This is a genomic window from Prosthecobacter sp. (assembly GCF_044378005.1).
Lineage (GTDB): Bacteria > Verrucomicrobiota > Verrucomicrobiia > Verrucomicrobiales > Verrucomicrobiaceae > Prosthecobacter.
Genome location: NZ_JBILYB010000037.1, coordinates 17430 through 38554, shown reverse-complemented (window position 1 = coordinate 38554; position 21125 = coordinate 17430). Strand labels below are relative to the sequence as shown.

At 60.7% G+C, this 21125-nt stretch carries 12 protein-coding genes; 8 read left to right on the top strand and 4 right to left on the bottom strand.

Annotated elements, in window-relative coordinates:
• Positions 1–51: 51 nt before the first annotated feature.
• The 4 genes from AC6FTP_RS09925 (at position 52) to AC6FTP_RS09910 (ending at position 6866) form a co-directional block, all read left to right on the top strand.
• Positions 52–1782, top strand: a complete 1731-nt coding sequence (locus AC6FTP_RS09925) for an ATP-binding cassette domain-containing protein (protein WP_497206754.1) — start codon at positions 52–54, stop codon at positions 1780–1782.
• 43 nt (positions 1783–1825) lie between these two features.
• Positions 1826–3928 carry a beta-galactosidase gene (locus AC6FTP_RS09920; protein ID WP_497206753.1) on the top strand — a complete coding sequence of 701 codons (2103 nt, stop codon included), beginning with the start codon at positions 1826–1828 and terminating at the stop codon, positions 3926–3928.
• Between the two features lie 52 nt (positions 3929–3980).
• Positions 3981–6482, top strand: coding sequence for a hypothetical protein (locus AC6FTP_RS09915; RefSeq protein WP_497206752.1), 2502 nt, complete (start codon positions 3981–3983; stop codon positions 6480–6482).
• Between the two features lie 123 nt (positions 6483–6605).
• Complete coding sequence (locus AC6FTP_RS09910) at positions 6606–6866, top strand: DNA-binding protein (RefSeq protein ID WP_497206751.1); 261 nt, start codon at positions 6606–6608, stop codon at positions 6864–6866.
• Between the two features lie 5 nt (positions 6867–6871).
• On the opposite strand, the gene AC6FTP_RS09905 is transcribed toward AC6FTP_RS09910, so the two are convergent.
• Together AC6FTP_RS09905 and AC6FTP_RS09900 are read right to left on the bottom strand one after the other, a co-directional pair.
• Positions 6872–8287, bottom strand: a complete 1416-nt coding sequence (locus tag AC6FTP_RS09905; RefSeq protein WP_497206750.1) for a DUF1501 domain-containing protein — start codon at positions 8285–8287, stop codon at positions 6872–6874.
• Positions 8288–8291: 4 nt separating this feature from the next.
• Positions 8292–11258: a DUF1553 domain-containing protein gene (locus AC6FTP_RS09900; protein WP_497206749.1), complete on the bottom strand. Its 2967-nt coding sequence runs from the start codon at positions 11256–11258 to the stop codon at positions 8292–8294.
• A 76-nt stretch (positions 11259–11334) separates the two neighbouring features.
• Between AC6FTP_RS09900 and pyrE the strand changes: the two genes are divergently transcribed.
• Positions 11335–11907, top strand: coding sequence for an orotate phosphoribosyltransferase (pyrE, locus tag AC6FTP_RS09895; RefSeq protein ID WP_497206748.1), 573 nt, complete (start codon positions 11335–11337; stop codon positions 11905–11907).
• Here pyrE and AC6FTP_RS09890 read toward each other — a convergent pair whose 3' ends face one another.
• Positions 11908–12990 (bottom strand): GNAT family N-acetyltransferase, encoded by a 1083-nt coding sequence (locus AC6FTP_RS09890; RefSeq protein WP_497206747.1) that lies wholly within the window; start codon positions 12988–12990, stop codon positions 11908–11910.
• Between the two features lie 4 nt (positions 12991–12994).
• Positions 12995–13561 carry a peptide deformylase gene (def, locus tag AC6FTP_RS09885; protein ID WP_497206746.1) on the bottom strand — a complete coding sequence of 189 codons (567 nt, stop codon included), beginning with the start codon at positions 13559–13561 and terminating at the stop codon, positions 12995–12997.
• A gap of 135 nt (positions 13562–13696) precedes the next feature.
• Here def and AC6FTP_RS09880 point away from each other — a divergent pair, with 135 nt between their 5' ends.
• From AC6FTP_RS09880 to AC6FTP_RS09870, 3 genes are all read left to right on the top strand, one after another.
• Entirely contained in the window at positions 13697–14350 is a 654-nt protein-coding gene (locus AC6FTP_RS09880; protein WP_497206745.1) for an HAD family hydrolase, read from the top strand.
• Positions 14351–14425: 75 nt separating this feature from the next.
• A complete protein-coding gene (locus tag AC6FTP_RS09875) occupies positions 14426–15181 on the top strand; it encodes an RNA polymerase sigma factor (RefSeq protein ID WP_497206744.1) in 756 nt (251 codons plus the stop codon).
• Positions 15182–15401: 220 nt separating this feature from the next.
• The gene (locus AC6FTP_RS09870; protein ID WP_497206743.1) at positions 15402–21092 is read left to right on the top strand and encodes a hypothetical protein; all 5691 of its coding nucleotides are present in this window, start codon (positions 15402–15404) and stop codon (positions 21090–21092) included.
• The last annotated feature ends 33 nt before the right edge of the window (positions 21093–21125 follow it).

Below are 21125 nucleotides of genomic sequence, written 5' to 3'. Positions count from 1 at the left end.
CACGAACGATCTTGCTTGCCTCTGCTTCGAGCTTCTGGCCTATGATCGGCCATGCTCGAAGCACGCAACATCGGACTGGAAATTGATGCCCCGCCGGGATCGGAACAGGAAAGCCTGCACCTCCTCCGTGAGGTGGCCTTCAGCGTGCCGCAGGGTCATCTCATGGCCATCGTGGGACCATCAGGCTGTGGCAAAACCACGCTGCTGAAAGTCATCGCCGGAATCACCGAGCAGACCGATGGCGAGCTGAAGTGGGAAGGGCGTGATCTCAAAGAAGAAGAGGACCTACATCCTGGCGAACTCGGCTATGTGCCGCAGTTCAGTGTGGCGCATGATCTGCTGACCGTGGAAGAATGCATCGCCAACAGCATGGCGCTGCGCACGCAGCTCCCTGGCACCGATGACTTCGAGCCGAAGCTGGACAAGATCCTCGAACTCACCGGCCTCACCGACTTGGCGGATCGCCGCATCAAAGTGCTCTCCGGCGGTCAAAAGCGCCGCCTCGGTTTGGCGCTGGAGCTTGTCACGAATCCCTGCCTGCTGCTCTGCGATGAAGTCACCAGCGGGCTCGATCCAAAATCCGAGGGTGAAATCACCGAGCTGCTGCGCGTGCTCTCCCGCGAGAATCCGCGCCGCCTCGTCGTCAACGTCACCCACAGTCTCGCCAGCTTGGAGGCCTTCGACAGCGTGCTCGTCATGTATCAGGGCCGCCTCGTTTATCACGGCCCGCCGAAGATGCTCACGCACTACTTCACCGTCGAGCATCCTGAAGAGGTCTATCTCCGACTTACTCAGCGTGAGGCCCAAGGCTGGCATGAATCCTGGCAGAAGAAGCGCGAGCATTATGAAAAGATGCTGATCGAAAACGCACCGCCGCAGCCAAAGGAAGACGATCACGAGCACGAAGTCGTGGCTCCCGAAGAGCTTCCCAGCCTGATGAGCCAAGTCTTCACCCTGCTGCAACGCCGATGGACCATCTTCCGCCGTGATTCCGGCCAGGTCTGGCTGCATCTCGCCATGCTTTTCGGCTTCCCGCTGCTCGTCGTCATCTTTGCTCTCGATGGCATCAAGCCACTCAAGCAGCTCAGTCAGCGCCAGGACAGCGACATGCTTTTCGAGATTCAGCAAAAGTCCGAGCATCTCGTGGATCAGCTCAATGCTGGTGGACTCGTCAGCGGCCTCATCATGCTGCAGGTCGTGCTCGTCACCCTCATGGCCAGCAACAATGCCGCGCGTGAAATCGCCGGTGAGCGGCTCATCCTGGAGCGCGAGAAACTCGGTGGCCTCAGCACGATGGCTTATGTCATTAGCAAGGTGCTTTTCCTCGGCGTTTTCGTTTTAGCGCAGAGCATCTGGATGGGCATCTTTGTGGACATGATCACTGGCGGTCTGCCCGGAGATTTGATCACTCAACTCGGCCTTCTCGTGCTCGTCTCCGCCGCCATGACCAGCGTCTGTCTCGGTATCAGCGCCATGTGCCGCACACCGGAAAAGGCCACGATCCTGAGCATCTACCTCGTCGGCTTCCAGCTCCCGCTTTCCGGTGCTGTACTTAGCCTGCCAGACTGGATCGAAGGCGCGGTGAATCCCTTCATCGCAGCGTTCTGGTCATGGTCAGGTAGTCTCCGCAGCATGAGCGATACCGCCTTTTACGATGCCGTGAAAAAGGTCACCGAGACCAGCCTCGTCACGCCCGAACTCGCAGGCTTTGTCCTGCTCGCTCACGTGATCATCGGCCTCAGCATGGCCTATGTGGGCAGCAAAGGCAGCCAGTGGGAGTAAAGACTGCGCAAGCAGCGCTCGATGATCACGTTTGATTTCGATCATGCGACTCCTCCTCACCTGCCTTTTCATCTGTGGCTCGCTTCAGGCTCAAAATCTCCGCCCCTGGAATGACTACCGCGTCATCCTCTGGATGGGTGAGAAAGGCCAGAAGTCACTCGCGAACCCGAAGCTGCCGGAGCGCTTCCGCGAACTCGGCATCAACAGCGGCATGATCGGTGTGGGTGGCGATGCTTCCTTCTACAAACAGCAAGGCTTCGGGCACTACGTCGAAAACATCGTCAATGAAGGACTCTGCCTGAAGTTCCGATCAAAGGTCACGAACTGGGATCAGTTCATCAAAGGCTGGATGGATCCGCGTGATCCGCAGGCGCTCGTGCGCGACTACGCGCTCGAAGATCCCGCGTGGCTTCATCGCATGAGTGATCGCGTGACCAAAACCGCCCGCGATGCCTCGCCACTCGCGCCTTTGCTCTACGATCTGCGTGACGAGCTCTCGACGACCATCTCGGCGAATCCGTTCGACTATGACTTCTCCGCCACCTCTCTCGCGGCGTTCCGCGAATGGCTGAAAACTCGTTACGCCAGTCTCGAAACCTTGAATCAACAGTGGGAGACCAGCTTCCCGAGCTGGGAGGCGGTGATGCCCTTCACCACAGATCAGATCAAGCAGCGCATGGCCTCTGGAAAAGCTGGCCCTGAAGCCAAAGTGGACTGGGCCGAAGTGCGTGCCGTGAAGCTCGATCTCACCAAGGCGAAGAACGAGCGCACACGCTGGAACTTCGCCCCATGGGCCGATCATCGGAGCTACATGGATCATGCGTTGTCACAGGCGCTGGCACACTTCCGCAAGGCATCTCATGCCGCCGATCCTGCCACGCCCGTCGGCATCGAAGGCACGCAGATGCCGAGCACGTTTGGTGGTTACGATCTCTGGCGCATGAGCCAGGTGCTTGATTGGGTGGAGCCTTACGACATCTGCAACTCACGCGAGATCTTCGGTTCCTTCATGCCGGGCAAGCCGATGCTCGCCACCGTCTTCGAAAAGGAAACCAACCCCGCCATGCGCCGCCTCTGGCATCTGCTGCTGGAGGGTGACAAAGGCTGCATCATCTGGTGGAGCGAGGACTGCGTCGATTGGTCGAAGCCCGACCTGCCGCTCACGGCGAAGGGCCAGGCTCTCGCGCCCGTACTTAAGTCACTGCAAAGCCAGCTCGCGAAGCTCTTCATGCTCGCCGAGCGCGAGCGTGATCCCATCCTCATTCATTACTCGCAGCCGAGCATCCAGGCAGCCTGGCTCATGGAATCCACCGCCGATGGCAAAACATGGGTGCGCCGCTTCAGCAGCTTCGAGTCCGATCACAACCGCCACGCCGTCGTCCGCAATGCCTGGCTAAAAGCGCTGCAAGACCTCGGCTTCAGCCCCACCTTCACCGCCAGCGAGCAGCTCGAAAAAGGTCTGCCCACCACACCTCGCCTGCTCATCCTCCCGCAGAGCTGGGCCATGAGCGATGCCGAACTCGCCGCCGCGCGTGCCTTTTCCAAACGCGAGCAGCGCCTCGTCATCGCCGATGGTCCCCATGGCATCTTCGATGAGCACGGAACTCTGCGAGCGAACCCCGAATGGCCCACGAGCGACAAACCCGAGTCCATACGTCTCACTTTCGGCACCAATACTGACGAGCAACCCTTCTCCGAAACCAGCACCTCACTGAGCGACTACCCCGTGCACCGCCTCAAAGCCGACTTTGATGCGTCTTCCATCGACAGCCTGCGCACGCTCCTCGCTGATCGTGGCATGCGTGCCCCTGTCTCCGTGCCTGCAGAATCTCGCGTGCGCGTGCATCGCTTTAAAGTCGGTGACACAGCCCGCCTGATCGCCTTTGAGCGAAACGTGGAATACAAGATCCGCGAGGAGCTGGCCCAGGTCGGCGGCAATGAGCAGCTCGAAAAGCCCGTGACCTTCAAAGCCAAACTCCAGCAGCCCGGCCATGTCGTGAACCTCCGCACCGGCGAGCATCTGGGCGAGGTGAGCGAGTTCAGCGTCACCCTCGATCCCTGGCAGCCCGCGCTGTTTGCGCTGATGTCTGCCAAGCCCACGGGTGATGCGGTGGAGGCACTGTTGGGGCAGATGCCGTCGCCCTGAGCTTGTGCCGCATCGCTTGCCACATCGCCCCAGCGGCCTAGTTTGAAGTAAGATGCTACTGCCACGCCCCATCATTCATGCCTTCATGCTGCTCGCCAGCGCCGTCTCTACGGTGCAAGCGGTCGATCTGGAGGAGATGCCGGAATACCGCGCCGTGCGTCAGGCTCTGCTCGATGGACTGCCCGCCGTGGCAGCCCTGAAGGCCACTCGTCTCATGGAGGCTGCTGCGCCACGCTCCACCGAGCGGCAGACCCTGGCCTCCCTGGCTGTGGAAGCCTGGGTGCGTGCCAGCGATGGCCGGGCTGCACTGAAAATCCTCCAAAGCGAAAAGGTGCCGAATGCCGATTTCTGGATCGCCCAAGCACGGGTGCAGGCAGGTGAGCTTGATACCGCTGAGAAGCTGCTGATCGGTCGTGTGCGTGAAAATAGCGCGACAAGCCAGGAGCGATTTCTCCTGGCACAGGTGAGTCTGGCGACAGGGAATCTCGCCCAGGCCCGCGAGATCTTGGAGCCGTTGCGAGAGAGCCCTGACAAGATCATCTCGATGCGCGCGAGCCGCATGTGGGATGAAGTGGAGCTGCGAGCCGGACGTGTGGAGCAGGCGCTGGCAGATCTCACCCACCCCGCCCAGCCATTGGATGACAAAGCACGTCTGCTTCTTGCACAAGGCCTCGTTGAGGCAGGCAGGCAGACAGAGGCACAGACGCAGCTCCGCGAACTCGTGAGCGGCACTCAGGGCGGAGAGCGGGTGCATCACGCCGCCTCTATTCTGCTCGCAGATTCCTTCCTTCGTGAAAACAATCGCGCCCAGGCTGTCGAGGTGCTGGTGCAGTTCCTCGACAACACGGCGGAGAGTGAACTGTGGACCAGTGCCTTTGATCTCCTGGCCCGGTGTTTGAGTGAAAAGGCCACGCTGCTCCCGCCCGATGCCACGCTGCGCTGGCTGGCCGAGGGTAATGCCGCTCAACGTGCCGCCCTGACCGCGCCTGCCACGACTTCCTTGTTTCAAGGTCATGCCATGCTGCTGCTGGCTCGCTGGCTGGCCGCACAGGAGCGGAACTTCGAAGCTCTCGGGCTGCTCGAAGCGCAGCTCCAGATCCATGTCGGTCATCCACAGAATGAAGATGCCATGCAGCTGGCTCTGGAGACTTACAGCGCTGGAAAAGCAGACGCTCGAGTGGCTGCACTGACAGAGATGTGGCGTCGCCGATTCGGTGCCAATGGCTCGTCCATGATTGAATTCGTCACCGCAGGCACAGCTTACACACGCGGCGACTACCCACGTGCGGCAGAGCTTTTTCAAACCGCCGCCAATCTGGCCACCACCCTGGCTGAGCGCCGGTCCGCTCTCTACAATGCGGGTGTTTCCGCGCTGCGTGCTGGTGAGATCGCGCTGTATCAATCTCTCCTCGCCCAGCTCCAGGTCGTGAGCGGCGATGCATCTGCGGATCTGGAGCTCGACCGCGCCCTCGAACTTGCGGCCAAGGCAACAAACGAGGCCGAGACAGAGCTGCGCGGGTTTATCCAAAGACACGCGCAGCACGCTCGACTTTTCGACGCCCATCTGGCCCTCGCTGAAGTACTTCTGATGCGCGTGCCCACGGACTTCGCAGAGGTGGATCGCGCGCTGAAAGCTGCTGAGAACCTGCCCAAGATCACTGACAGGCAACGCGAGCGTGCTCTACTCACAAAACTATGGCGGCTGGATCGTCAGGGGCGGCTAAAGGAACTCACCGAAGCAGGCACCGCTTTTCTCAAAGCCTGGCCTGAGACCAGTCAAGCAGCGCTCGTGCGCATGAAAGTGGCTGATGCCTACTTCCGCCTGGAGAACTTCGCCGCAGCGGGCACCGAATTTGAACTGGTGGCGAAGGAGACCGCCGCATCCCCCTATGCAGATACCGCACTCTACTTTGCCGGCATGTCGGCGCTCTCCATGATGAGTGACGAGGGGCGCGAAACAGCGATCAGCCTCTGGCAGGAACTCGCCGAACGCGGCGGCCCGCTGAGCATCCCTGCACGCCAGCAGCAGGCCATGGCCAAACGACGTGCCGGCCAGGAAGCTGAGGCGCTGACGCTGCTCGACTCCCTGCTCACGGAGAAAAACCTTTCGAAAGAACTGCGGCGCTCTCTCACCTGCGAAAAAGTCGAAATCCTCATGGTGCTCGGCAAAGGAGATGTCGGCTCACTCACCAGTGCCATCACGGTGTTGCAGGCCTTTTTGCGTGAGGATGATCTGACGTTCCAATGGCGCGCGCGTGGCGGCTACACGCTCGCCGTGGCACTGCACTCTGCCGGACGGGATGCTGAAGCACTGGAAGCCAGCTACGATGTCGTCCAGGCCACCGGCTTCACCGGCCCATCCGACCCAGCGGAGTTCCGCTGGTACTACCGCGCCGGATTCTTCGGCATCGACCTCCTCGAAGGTGGCAAACAGTGGGAAGCCGCCGCCCGCCTCGCCGAAAAACTCGCCACCACTTCTGGAGATCGAGCGCTTGAGGCCAAGGAGCGCGCCACGAAGATCCGACTGGAACACTTCCTCTGGGATGGGAAATAAACCCCCGCTCAGGAATCCTTCAGCATCGAGATAGAAGCATTGACATCACCGGGGCTGTTTTTACACTCAGCAGGTCTAATTTAGCATACCAACAGCAAACGGAACCGTGGAGGTCATCAGAGAATGAGGAACGACGACTTTGAAGAACAACCCAGGCGCGGCAGCCCGCCGCTCCATTCTGAAAAGATCATGACAGATCGGAAGATCTTCTTTTTAGATCTGAAGGAGAACGAGCGCGGACGCGTGATCAAAATCACCGAAGACGTGCGCGGACGCCGGGACACCATCATGCTGCCAGTAGAGGCGGCGGACGAATTCCTCGATGCCCTCCAGCGCATCCTCGAACTCGAACGCGATCTCCCAGAGCTTGCTCAGGCGGAGTAATTCTCTCACGCGAGGATGCCCTTCACCACCTCGCCCGCGAGGTCGGTGAGGCGGTAATCACGTCCTTGGAAGCGATAGGTGAGCTTCAAATGATCCACGCCGAAGAGGCGGAGGATGGTGGCATTCAGATCATGCACATGCACCGGATCACGGGTGACGCTGTAGCTGTAGTCGTCGGTTTCACCGTGAGTGATGCCGGGCTTCACGCCACCACCGGCCATCCACATGCTGAAGCATCGGCCATGATGATCGCGGCCAAAGTTCGTGCCTGTGAGCCGACCCTGGCTGTAAGTCGTGCGGCCAAACTCGCCACCCCAAACGACAAGCGTGTCCTCCAGCAGCCCGCGTTGCTTCAGATCAGCGACGAGCGCGGCTCCCGCCTGATCCACGTCATGCGCCTGAAGTGCGAGGTTCGTCGGCAGATTGTAATGCTGGTCCCAGCCGCGATGGTAGAGCTGGATGAAACGACAACCGCGCTCCGCGAGACGACGGGCGAGCAGGCAGTTCGCGGCAAATGTGCCCGGACGTCGCGCGTCCTCGCCGTAGCGCTTAAAAGTATCGTCCGGCTCGCCGCTGAGATCGGTCAAATCGGGCACGCTGGTCTGCATGCGAAACGCCATTTCATATTGAGCGATGCGCGTGTTGATCTCGGGATCGAGCGTCTCCGCGTGCTGCATGGCATTAAGTTTGCCCAGCGTGGTCAACATGCGTCGACGGCCCTCGCGGCTCACGCCTTCGGGGTTCGACAGATAGAGCACAGGATCACCGCTGGAGCGGAAACTCACGCCCTGATGGCTCGACGGCAAAAAGCCGGAGCCCCAAAGCCGCGCATAAAGTGGGTCCGCAGGCGACACGGCGCTGCCACGTGAAATGAGCACGACAAAGGAAGGCAAATCCTTGTTCTCGGTGCCGAGTCCATAACTCAGCCAACTGCCAAAACTCGGCCTGCCGGGCTGTTGGTGCCCGGTTTGCAAAAAGGTGATCGCTGGATCGTGATTGATCGCCTCCGAGTTCATCGAGCGGATGATGCACAGCTCATCCGCCATCTTCGCTGTGTGCGGCAGCAGTTCGCTGATCCACGCGCCGCTCTGCCCATGCTGCGCAAACTGGAACGGCGAAGGTGCCACCGGCAGCGAAGCTTGCTTCGAGGTCATCGTGGTGAGCCGCTGGCCTTTGCGGATTGATTCCGGCAGTTTCTCACTGTGTCGCTTTGCCAATCCCGGCTTCGGATCAAAGAGATCGAGCTGCGACGGGCCGCCCTGCATGAAGAGATAAATGATGCGCTTTGCCTTCGGGGCGAAATGCAGAGGCGTCTCCCCATTGAGCATCGACGACAACGCGAGCGATCCAATGCCCGACGCTGTGCGCCCGAAGAACTGGCGGCGTGTGCTGAGCGAATGAAGGTCGTGAGGATGATTCATGGCATCAGTGCTGGGTTTGAACTTCATCCAGATTCAGCAACAGGCTCGCGAGCATCGTCCAGGCAGTGAGTTCGGAGCTGTGAGCTAGTTGGGCGTCGAGGAAAGCTTTCAGTTCGGCCAGCTCGGTAGGTTTCGGAGCACGTCCAGTCGCCATGCGGAAGGCTTTGGCGAGGCGGTCGGTCTTTTCGGCCAGCACACGCTTCGCTAAGGCCTGGGCGGCTTCCTGGTAATTGGCGTCGTTGAGCAGCAGCAGGGCTTGCAGCGGTGTGTTGGTGCGTGGACGCCGAATCTTGCACACTTCACGCGTGGGGCCATCCAGCGTGAGCATGTCTGGCGGTGGCGACTGACGTTTCCAGAAGGTGTAGAGGCCACGACGATGCGTGGCTTCGCCGCTGTCGGCCTGATAGACGGCCTCGCCATTGTAGCTGACGGCTTCCCAGAGGCCGGGTGGCTGTGGTGGCTTCACACTCGGTCCACCGATCTTCGGCACGAGCAGATCGCTGATGGCGAGCGCTTGATCGCGGATGATTTCCGCTGGCAGGCGAAAACGCGGGCCACGGGCGAGCAGGCGATTGTCCGGGTCCCGTGCGAGAAGCTCCGGCGTGAAGCTCGATGATTGCCGGAAGGTCTCGCTCATGACGATGAGTTTGAGCAAGGCTTTGATGTCCCAGGGTTTAGTCGTGGCATCGCCATCGCGGAAGTGCACGGCGAGGAAGTCGAGCAGCTCGGGATTCGTCGGTGCTTCGCCTTGCAGGCCGAAGTCATTCGGCGTGCGCACCAGGCCGTCGCCGAAGCACTGCGCCCAGAGGCGGTTCACCGCCACACGAGCCGTAAGCGGATTGTCTGTGCTCACCAGCCACTGTGCGAGGCCGAGACGATTCGGCGGCGACTTCGCGGGCAGTTCGCCGAGCGAGGAGGGCACGTCGAAGCTCACTTTTTCGCCGGGCTGATCGTATTGGCCGCGTGTGAGGATGTGCGTGTCGCGTGGCTTTGCCATCTCCTGCATCACGGCGATGGAGAGGATCTGCTTCTTCGTCTCGGCTTCCGCGCTGCGTGTTGCCATGAGTTGCTGGGAGAGCTTCACCAGCTCCGGCGTGCCGTGGTGCTCGATGTAATAGGCCTCCAGCTTGTCACTCGTACTGCGGATGCGTTTGTCGCGGGCGGTGGCCAGCGTGCCTTCCAAAAACTCGCGCCAATGCAGCGCAGCCACCTCATCGCCGCTGATTGCCCGGTCAAACAGCCGAAACTCATCCACGCTGCCCTCAAAGCCGATGCCGGTGCCTTTCCAACCGATGCGCCAGGGTTCCTTGGAAGCGATTGAGCCGCTCAGCGAGTCACGCCGCACATCCACCGAGCTCAGCTTGCCATCGACATAAACTTTGAGTCCTGCGGCCTTTGACGAGCCGTCATAGGTGATCACCAGGTGCCGCCACTGACCTCCCCCGAACTTGTCCTTCGCCACCACCTCAATGCCGTCATTACCGTAACGATGCGCGAGGTTGATGCGCGGCTGCGATTTATACCAGAGGATCTCAAAGCCACGCGCATTCGCATCGGAGTCCTGCTTCGAGGCCACGCAGCCCTGCGGCGAGCTGCCGGGGTTGATCCACACCGATAACGTGAATGCTTGATCCCGCTCCATCGGCTGTGGGTCGGCGAAGTCGATGTATTGCGTGGCATCCAGCACGGTGGCTCCACCTTTCACGCCAGGGCCACTGACGAGTTTGCCGGTCGTTTTCGACTTCACGCGCCTCGGGCCGTGGTCGAGTGCATCGGCATCGAAATCAAAGTGAACGAGGCTGCCCTTCGTCGAAGCGGCAGGCAATGCTTGCAGCGCTGTTTTCTCCCAAAGTTCGATCTCGTGGCTCAGCGCAGGTTTTTTGGCGGCGTAAGCGGCATTGAGCCGCTTCAGCTCGGTGCTGAGTTTTGCCAAATGCTGTTCTTGTTCCTTCGTCGGCAGCGCAATCGTTGGCTCGGCCTGATCTTTGATGATGCCTTTCTCGTCGATGTTGTTGAAGGCGGCGAAGAGGCTGTAGTAGTCGCGCTGCGTCAGCGGATCGAATTTATGGTCGTGGCACTTCGCGCAGCCCATCGTCAGGCCCAGCCACGTCGCCGTCGTGGTCTCCACGCGGTCGCTGACGTAGCCCAGGCGGTATTCGTCCTCGATGACGCCGGTTTCATTCGTGACCGTGTGGTTGCGGTTGAAGGCGGTGGCGATCTTTTGATCAAGTGTGGCATTCGGCAGCAGATCACCCGCGATTTGTTCGATGGTGAACTGATCAAACGGCATGTTCGCATTGAAAGCGCGGATCACCCAGTCCCGCCACGGCCAGGCCTGTCGCTCCGCGTCCGTGTAATAGCCGTGCGTATCCGCGTAGCGTGCCGCATCCAGCCAGTCGAGTGCGAGACGTTCGCCGAAGTGTGGCGAGGCGAGGAGAGAATCGACGAGCTGCTCATAGGACTGATGGGAGTCATGCGATGTATGGGGCAGGCCGGTGAGTGCGAGCGAGACGCGTCTTCGCAAAGTGGCCTCATCTGCTTTTGGCGAAGGTTTGAGTCCCTGCTTTGTGAGCGATGCTTTCACGATCTCGTCGATGGAGCTAGTCGCGGATGCTTTCGGAGATACAAAGGCCCAATGCGCCTGATACTCGGCTCCTTCGGCGATCCATTGCTTCAAGATCGTGATCTCGGCGGCTTTGAGCGGTTCATGATCCTTGGATGGCGGCATGATTTCCTCCGAATCCGTTGTGGTGATGCGTTCGATGAACTCACCGGACTCGATGACCTTCCGGGCCTCCTCCGCCACATCCAGCCGCAGTTTGGCTTTCCGGGTCGCTGCATCGAATCCATGACACTTGAAGCACTTGTCCGAGAGGATCGGGCGCACCTCCCGATTAAACTCAGCCGCCGCGTGTGCTGCCGGGGTGAGCAGGACAAGCGCCGGGAGCAGGGCAATGAGCACAAGTTTCATTCGGAAGTCAGGTTATTACGGGCCGATGGATGCTGCCTCTTGCGTCCGACGCTCCTTCCGCTAAACCCTCGGAACCATGTCCCTCGAATCCGACCGCGCCGAACTCGCCCAGATCCTCCGTTCCAAGTCCGTGAAGACGGGCAAATTTACTTTGGCCTCCGGCAAGGAGAGTGATCTCTACGTCGATTGCCGCGTGACGACGCTGGACGCACGCGGTGCGGTGCTCGTCGGACGCGTGCTGCATGATCTCTTCCGCAAAGAAGAGCTGGCTCGTGGGCTCAAGATCGGCTCGCTCGGCGGACTGACGATGGGAGCGGACCCGATCACGCTCGCCGTGGCGATGACCTCTAGCATGGCAGGCGATGCAAAGCCGGTTCAGGCATTCGTGGTGCGCAAGGAGGCAAAGGACCACGGTCGCGGCAAACGCATCGAGGGGAACTTCACACCGGATGAGCCTGTGGTCGTCGTGGATGACGTGATCACCACGGGTGACTCCACGTTGAAAGCCATCCAGGCCATCGAAGCCGAAGGCGGAAAGGTCGCCTTCGCCCTCATCCTCGTGGATCGTGAAGAAGGCGGGCGGCAAAACATCGAGAGCAAAGGCTTCCCCGTCGTGGCCGCCTTTACCCGCAAGGAACTCGTCGGCTGATCACAGCCGCTTTTCCATGCGGTAGTCATCCATGACAAAGCCGCTGCCGATGTCCGTGCAGATCTCTTCGAGAAAGACAAAACCTGCACGCTGATAGGCGCGGATGGCCTGCGTGTTGGCCCGGTTCACGCGCAGTTGCAGCTTCGTGCAACCAAGCTCGCGGGCACGCTCACTGGCCCAGGTCAGCGCTGCTGCACCGAGCCCGCGCCCATGCATTTCCGGCAGGAGGTAGAGCTTGTTGATGAAGCAGACGTCCGTGCCAGCGTAGTTTTCAAAGGAAACATAGCCCACCGGCCCGTGCCCTGCGGCCTCGATCAGGGCAAACCAGGTGCCGCGCAGTTCCATCTCCCGCGCCATGGCGCTGGGCTGATACCAGATCGAGAGCATGTAGTCGATCTGCGCATCGGTGATGATACCGGGATAAATCGCAGGCCAGATGCGATGCGCGAGCTTCTGCACCACAGGCAGCTCCTCCACACCGATACGGCGCACTCGCATCACCAGAGGTGCATGAGCTGCTTTGCCAAGCTCGGCCCGCGTCCAGGCAAGGGCAACCTCCCAGCGCGTGAGATCATCCGCAGGAGAGAGCATTTGGAGCTTCTCAGCGATCATCGCATGTGTCGGCTCACTCACGCCTTCCTCGATGATCTGCTTCAGATCCGGCGGAAACTGTAACTCGGGCAGGATCTCCTTCGCCAGATACCAGCAGGCCCAGGCGCGCCAGGAGCGCAGCTCTTTATTCGGCTCGACCATGCGCGTGGCCAGGTGCTGCCAGTGTCGTTTTGGATTGCCCATGAACTGCTCCTCGCCAGGACGATGAATCATGAGCCAGGCCAGCGCCTGATAAGGCAGAGGCAGGCGCGCCATCACGGGGTCATCCGCTGACAGCACGCAGCTCAGCGCACGATTCAGCGCCAGAATACACTTCGCCGGAAAGCCCTGCTGCCAGAGCGTCTGCGCATAGAGATGACAGGTTTCGTAAAACACAGCACCGCGATCTTTGCCGAGCGCATTCACCTCCGCCGCGCCATGCTCGCGATCAATCGCGGGCAGCAGTGGATGCGGCGCATTGACAGCAATCATGGCATCAGGCCTCGTCGTCCTCGGTCCACTCTTCCATCAGGCGAGACAACTTGCGCTTCAGCGTCACCTTGGCCGTGGCTGACATGCGGTCGATGAAAAGCACGCCGTTGAGGTGATCGGTCTCGTGCTGGAAGGCACGGGAGAGCAATCCGTCGGTCTCCCAGGTCTGCGTTTCGCCATCGAGCGTCTGGAAGGTTACCTTCACATCGAGACTGCGGCGGATATCGCCACGCAAGCGGGGGAAGCTGAGGCAGCCTTCTTCGTCGATGTCCTTCTCTTTGCCGAGTTCCAGCACCGGGTTCAAAAAGATGACGGGCATGTGCTTCACCATGTCCACCGGTTCGCCATTGATGCGCAGGTAACTGATGCACTTTGGATTGTGGGACACGTCGATTACCGCGAGCTGTAGATCCTTTGCCACCTGCGGTGCCGCCAGCCCCACGCCATTGGCTGCGCGCATGGTTTCGATCATGTTCGCCGCGAGTTCACGGATCTCCGGCGTCGCTTGAGCGATCGTTCGGCATTTGGCACGGAGGACAGGTTCGGGGTAGCGGACGATGGGCAGGACCATGGGAGAGCCTTTGCGAATACACAGCTTTCCAGTCCCCGCCAGCCGAAATCAGGGATCGGAGACATCCCCTTCCCTGCCCACCGACTTCGCCATGGGCAGGCTTGATCGCTCTCGAATACTCAGCCAAGGAACGTGATGCCCTCCCCCCAAGCCTACATCTTCGACCTCGACGGAACCCTCATCGACTCGCTCGCGGACATCGCGGAGTCGATCAACCGGATGCTCGATGATCGTGGGTATCCGCGCTGCAAGCCCGGGGACTTCAAGCAGATGGTCGGCGATGGCATGGAGAAGCTCGTCGAGCGCGCCCTGCCGGAGTCGGTGCGTGAGGAGAAGCTCATCCTCACCTGCGTGGAGGAGTATCGAGCCCACTACGACACGCTCTGGAATGCACAGACGCGACCTTATGAAGGCATCGACGAAATGTTGGCCGCGCTAAAGGCACGCGGCGTTAAGCTTGGCGTGATCTCGAACAAGGCGCATCGCTTCACCGTGCCGATGACGGAGCATTTCTTCGGCAGGGAGATCTTTGATCACATTCTCGGCCAACGCGCCGAAGTGCCGCGCAAACCCGACGCCGCTGGCGCACACGAGATGGCTGCTGTGCTCGGCGTGGATGTCACCGCCTGCGCTTATGTCGGCGACTCGGGCATCGACATGGCCTTTGCGCAAAACGCCGGGATGCTCGGCATCGGCGTGAGCTGGGGTTTTCGTTCCGTCGATGAGCTGCGTGAAAACGGCGCGCAGAGGATCGTGGATGATCCTCGCGAGTTGCTGACGCTGGAATGAGCGGGAGATGATTTGGGTCGTCGGTGAGTATTTGCGCAAGTTTTGCCGGGGTCACGCATCCGTCGTGGAACCCAAATGACACCGGTGAATTTCCCGCAGACCGAATGGATCCTCCTTGCCAAGGCCACACTGAATGGAGATGACGATGGCTACGAAGCTGTGGCGAAGATGTGCGAGATCTATCGCCAGCCGGTGGCGATCTTCATCGCCGCGCGGGGCTATCTCGATCAGGAGCGGGAGGACTTGGTGCAGGAGTTTTTCCTGAGCTGGCTGCGCTCACAGTCCTGGAAGCGGGCACAGCAGAGCCGGGGGAGATTCCGCAATTTCCTGCTGGGCAGTGTGTGCCACATGCTGGCGCATCATCAGGCGCGACAAAACACCCTCAAGCGCGGCAGCGGTGATGCACCTGAGAGCCTGGAGGCGGCGTTGGAACGCGGCTTTGAGCCGACGGATGAGACTCCGCTGGACAGCCCGGATTTTGATCGAGAATGGGCGGTCACGCTGGTAATGAATGCTCTCCAAACTCTCTCGCAAGAGTATGCGACACGCGGCAGTGCAGCCGACTTCGATATCCTTCAGCGTTTCCTGCCCGCAGGCGGGGAAACGATGACGCTGGAGGCAGCTGCTGAGCGGCTGGACACGAATGTCGGCGCAGTGAAATCAGCCGTGCATCGGTTGCGGATGAAATTTCGCGAGACACTGCGCTCCGCAGTGGCCTGCACGGTGTGCGCGCCGCACGAGGTGGACGAGGAACTGCGGTATCTGCACGCTCTTCTGCTCCGCACACGGGGAAACATTATAGCCTGCGGAGAAGGCGGGGGCTGTCACTAGGCGAGGTAACAAAAGCGGGCCGATTTTAAAATAATCCATTATCCGCGAAACTTTGGGCCACAAAAGTGGAATAGCCCTAGTGATGAAATCTGTCTTCCACCTTTTGCGCACAGGCCGCAGCGCCTCGCGGGCCACTCTTTTCGCCTTTCGTCGCAAGTTCGTCCGTGGGCTGCATCTGCTCTGCAGGGGGCTTCATGCCCAGTTCATCCCTCTTCATGCCATGAAAACTCTCCTCCTCTTCCTCCTGCTCAGCACCACGGCGGGCGCACAGACGATCAATCCCAGCGCCATCACGGTGACACCGCCGACGGGTACGCCATCGAGTCCACACTTCGTGATCGACCAGGACTCAGGCACGGCCCCGGAGACGCGGAACAAGCTGCCTGTCACCGTGCGTGTCACCTTTCCCCTCGGCGCGGCGGTGAAGCAGAGCTTCCGTGTCAGCGCGCTGCTCCTGGACAGTGCCGCAGGCAATGCGCCGGTGGCGCTCGTGGCTGCCAGCGCGCTGTCATCGGCGCAGAGCATCAATTTCGCGGGCTCGGGCACGACATTCCGTGACTTCACGCTGAATCTGGACCCGAATGCCGATCTCGGTGCCGGGCGGAGTTACGTCGTGCGGGCGCAAATCCAGGTGCAGGGCTCGGGCAGCACCTTCTCGAACGTCGGCAGCCCACGAGATAGCACGAGCTTCACGGTGGTGCATTTCACTCAGACGGGTGCGGCGAATTCGAAGCTGAATGTCGAAGCCCACCTCACTGCCCCGGCGACGCTGAGCAAATCCTTCGCCCTCGTCACGAACACGACTCAGCGGAGCTTCACCGTGAGCCTGCCTATGCTGATCTGCCGCTATGACCTGGGGGATGTGGCGCGCGATGTCCGCCTCCGTACCACGACCACCCTGACAGATGATTTGGGGAATGTGATCCCTCTGAGCACTGACAGCACCGCTGATAACACGATCCCTTCGACCGTGCTCGGCGCCTTCATCAGCGGCACACCGAACAGCCCCAGCACGCGGGCGCAGACTCTGACGGCCAGCATCCGCCCGCTCGCGCAGCTCGACTCCGTAAACCGCACCTACCGTGTGCAGGTAAGGGTGGAGGTGCAGGATGACGTGAACCCAGCACTGGCACTGCGTACGCTCGGTAATCTGGCGGACCTGACCAGCCAGCGGCTCATGCACTTCAGCGGCACGCTGCGCTTCACGGGTGGTGCGCAGACGAGCATGGACTCCATCAAAAACACGCCCGTGCCCGGCACGCTGGCGCTGAATGCAGCCAAGCCCACTGATAGCACGCTCGCCACCGTGCTGAGCATCGGCGGTGGCAACATCATCGGACAGACTGGCCTGAACTTCACGACCATCAACAATCTGTCTGTCCGCCTGCTGCCCAGCGGCGTGGCGGAGGTCGTCAGCCTGCAGCCGACCAATGTCACCGTGGCAGCGAACAGCCCGCCGCTGGAGAGAACCACGGGCAATGTGCGCATCAGCTACACCAACCTGCGCCTCAGAAACAACGGCGTGCTGGCAGATGCAAAAGTGAATCTGCCACAGGGGCTGGGCTTCACAGTCGCGCGAGCCACATCGGGAGGGAAGTTCAAGGCCAGCCTCACCGTGCTGGACGTTGTGCTTCAGTCGAATCTGTCTCACGCGGGGCTGCTCAGCATCAGCAGTCTTGGCGCTGATGCTTGGGTCTTCGATGAAGCCCGCCCCGTGCTATACCAGGTCACCAGATTCAGCCTGAGCACGGAGGGGAAATTCATCTTCGATGCAGAAAACGCCGAATGGGTGCATAAAGCCGCCTTTACTCAACTGGCCGATCAACAGAGGGATGGACAGCATGAAACCTCGGACATGCAGACACGTCTGAGCAATGATGGCTATCTCCGCTTCGCCAGAGCCGGCAGCAAAAGTCTAGTCTTTATCCAGGCAGAAGATGGCAGTGCTCGCACCGAGGAGGCGTCCATCGAACTGAGCCCGGGTGATTTCCGCACCCACATGCCGCTTGATACGCTCGTCAGCAGTTCTGGCAGTGAGAACCGGGTGGAGATCCGTGATGGGGCCGTCGATCCAGATTTGAGCAGGCTGCAAGTCACCGGCAGTGTGGGAGTGACGTATCTGACGGAATGCACGCAGGGCGACTGCCCAAAGTCGGGTGCCAGCAAGAGCGCCTCATTCACTCCCGCAGGCGGCGTGCTGGGCTTCACGCCAGACGGCGGCTTGTTTGCGGTTGGCACGGTCACGTCGCACGCTCTGCAGTGGGATCGACGGGATGATGGTTTCTTCTCCCACGAGACGGGAGCCTTCACGGCGGCATCACTCTTCATCCCTGGACATCAGCTCTATGCAGGCGCGTCACCGGAGGCAGAGTTACGCGCGCCAGGAGCAGTGCTGTATGCCGGGTTTGACCCACAGGTGCCCGGCATGGTCTATCCTAACACGGACGAGTACCTGCTGGGGGCAGGAGCTTATGCAGGGTTGAACTTCACTGTCGCCAACACAACCAATCAGGATGGTAAGGTACGCATCGCTGACATGGATACCAGCCTGGACCTCGGACTCAGGCCGGGCGTGTCCAAATACTATGTCCGCCGCAGCGGTGTCTCCGGGCGGCATGTGGCGGTGACCTTTCCCCCTGAGCTGCGGCTCTATGATTACGACTTCGACTTCACGAAGTGGGAGATGGCCTTCCTCTCCAATGGCAGCGAGCCCGTGGCCGAGCCCTCCCGGATCAATGGGCAGGTCAGTGTGCCCAAGGTGAAAAACATCGCCGAAACGGAGTTCACCCAGCGCTTCAAAGCGCTCCAGATCGGCTGCAAGGGGGCGCTGGGAGATGGCGAGATCGACTCCAGCGAGGCAGGTGTGAAGCCGTTGAGCTACTGGGATGGCAGCTTCAAGCCGCTGGACATCCGCTTTGTCGGAGCTGGCGGTGACTGTGCTGGCGGCAGGCGTGATCTGACGATGATGGTGGAAAGCGGAGCCGCCAATATCTCCACACCGCTTTATGGCTCGCTCATCTTCCTGCCGAACGGAAACCTCGGCACGCTGGCCAGAGAACTGCCCGGCGTGGATGGCCGCCTGGGGCTGCCTGCTGTGGTGGAAATGAAGGGGCCGGGCACGGGAGATGACCAGGAGATCTACAAGATGAACCCCGTCTCCAAGCTCTACTTCAACAATCCCGAGGCACCGGGGGCTCCGAGCACGGGTTTTGTCGGCTTCGGCGCGCGCTGCCCCGTGCCCTACTTCCTGGACCTGGAGGTGCATGTGATGACCAGCGCGAACAGAAACCTCGCCGGGGCGCTCGTCTCCCTCACCTCAGGCTGGGCGGAGGGCGGAGTCGCCACGGACACGTTCTTTAAAAATGTGCTTTTTGACCGCGATCACCGTGGCTTTCCGGACAGCAGCCACAGCATCACCGCAGACGCCTACCGCTTCCCTCTCCAGCCAGACGCCTTCACGGTAAAGGCACGTCAGTCCATCTTTGGACTCGTGCCGCTGGAGTATCCTCTGAAGTGGAACCGCAGCACTCGGGACTTCGTCGGCGAGGCACCGCAAAAAGTGGACATCGTCATCATGAACTTCAAACATCAGGTCGATTACCTCAGTGCGGAGAACCTGGAGATCACCTTCGGCGGCCAGTTTGCAGACCTGAAGCGGCTGAACCTCTCCAATGCCGTCTCTCAGGGGCTGGACAGACTGCACGATGCCGCCCACACGCAGGTCAATCGTGGTGCCGCCTCCCTGATCAATGGAGTGAACCAACTGGATGATCTGGTCAGCGATAACATCGACAAACTCATCAATAAGGTGACGGAGGACCTCACCGCCCAGGTGTTCGACACCTTCTACACCAATCTCGAAAACTCATACAACCAGCATGTCCTCAACGGTGGCCCGCTGGACAACCGCGAGTGGATGGACGATGCCGAGAAGGGGTTGTTGAAACAGATCCATGACTATGTGGGAAGTGAGCAGGCTGGAACATCAATCTTGAGGCAAAAGATCGGCGAGATCGTCTCCGGCGTGAACACCACCGCGAGCATCGTGAATCAGGTGGCTGAGTCCCTGGATCAGAGCATCCTCGCTATCGACATCGTCTGCGGCGACTTCAAGGTGGACGTCAACAATATCCCCGTCGCGACGATCTATGAAAAAGTGAACGGGCTCCTCACACCCTTCGCCGGTGAGATTCCCGCCGAGCTACTTCGCCGGGGCATCATCCGCGAAGTGCCGATCTCCAACATTCCCGGCAGTCCCACCGAGCGCCAGATCGTGCAAAGCCTGGTCAATGGGCTGGTACGTGCCTCCGTCCCGGAAAACGTGGCCCCCGTTTTGGAGGCTCTGTTGGCGGGCAACGCCAATTACATCAACGACGAGCTGAACGGCATGATTGGGGACTTTGACCCGACGCTCGACCGCCTCACTGAGGCACTCCAGGAGCTCAAGGGCGTGCTGGCGGAGGTGCGCGCCAAAGTGAAGTCCGTCCAGAATGACATCGGCTCGGCTCAAAGCATCGCCGGCGAGCTGCAAAGGGTGGTGGATGAGAAGGCAGATGAACTCGACAAGCTCGTCAAGGACGCTGCGAAAGACCTGAAGAAATTCGTCGAGGACGCGGCCACCGCCGCCTCGGCGGACACACCGCTCGCCGTCGCCAACGACGGGCTGAACCTGCTCCAGGAGTTCACGCGGGATGAGATGCGCGCTTTCCTGCGCGCTTATTTGCGGGACAAGCTGATGGAGTCCGGCCTCATCCAAAACATCCAGCATGTGCTGCGCCAGCATATCGCGGAGGTGCGCATGGCGGTTCACTCTGCCATCGACACCGTGTATGCCCAGCTCAATGAGATGTGCCTGAGGGTGATCAAGGAAGTGCTGGCTCCGCTGGATGAAGAGATCAACAAAGCCATCGGCCCCATCGCCGATGTGCTTGGCGCGGGGAAGGTGGACGGCTACGCCCACATCGAGGGAGACACGCTGCGGCGGCTGCGCATCGATGCTCAGGTGGAGCTGAGTCTGCCGGAGAAGATGAACCTCAAAGCCTACTTTGAGATGATGTGCTTTGACTCATCCACGGAGAACAAAGGCTGCGGTCCAGCCGAACCTGGACAGCAAACCGTGGAGATCCGCATCGGCGCACTGGACGTGCCGCTGGACTGGAGCCCCGCCCCCGCGCCACCTGCGGAGGAGGTCGTCGAGGCCGTTCCAGGTGTCGAGCCGCCGGACACCCAGCGCCGGGCAGACATCGGCGTACTCTTCACCATCGGGCGCGCAAATGCTGACTCACCCTACCTGCCCACCGGCATCGGCGGCTCCTTCCAGATGACCAATGGCGAGTTCGACTTCGAGGGTGTGACCGTCTCCGAACTCTCCGCCGCCGTCGGCATCGGGGCAAAGCCGGACTTCTCCGGCCTCAACTTCGCCTACATCGCCGCCACGGCGCGCGTCGTCGTGACCTCGTATGAAGGCGCGGGCGGCATCTTCTTTGGCAAGACCTGCTCCCTCGACCCGCTCATGATCGTGGACCCGGACACCGCCAGCGTGCTGGGTCAGCCCCCCTTCACCGGAGCTTATGTCTATGGGGAAGTCTGGCTGCCGCTCACCGAGGTACTGCTCGGCGTTCCCGCCACCTGCATGTTTAAAATCTCCGCCGGGGTGGGAGCGGGTGCCTTTTACTTCGTCGAAGGCCCGACCTTTGGCGGACGCATCACGCTCGGCCTCTCGGGTGAGGCACTCTGCGCGGTCAGTGTACGCGGCACGGTGAAGCTGCTCGGCGTCGTCACGGATGGGGACCTCATTTTCAAAGGCAAGGGCAACATCGTCGGCACCGCCGGCTCCTGCCCACTCTGCCTCGAATTCGACCAGACCCTGGGCGTCACCTACCGGCAGGGAGCCTGGAGCGTGGACGAATGATGAACCTCTGAACCCTCTTCCTGAACTCACGTC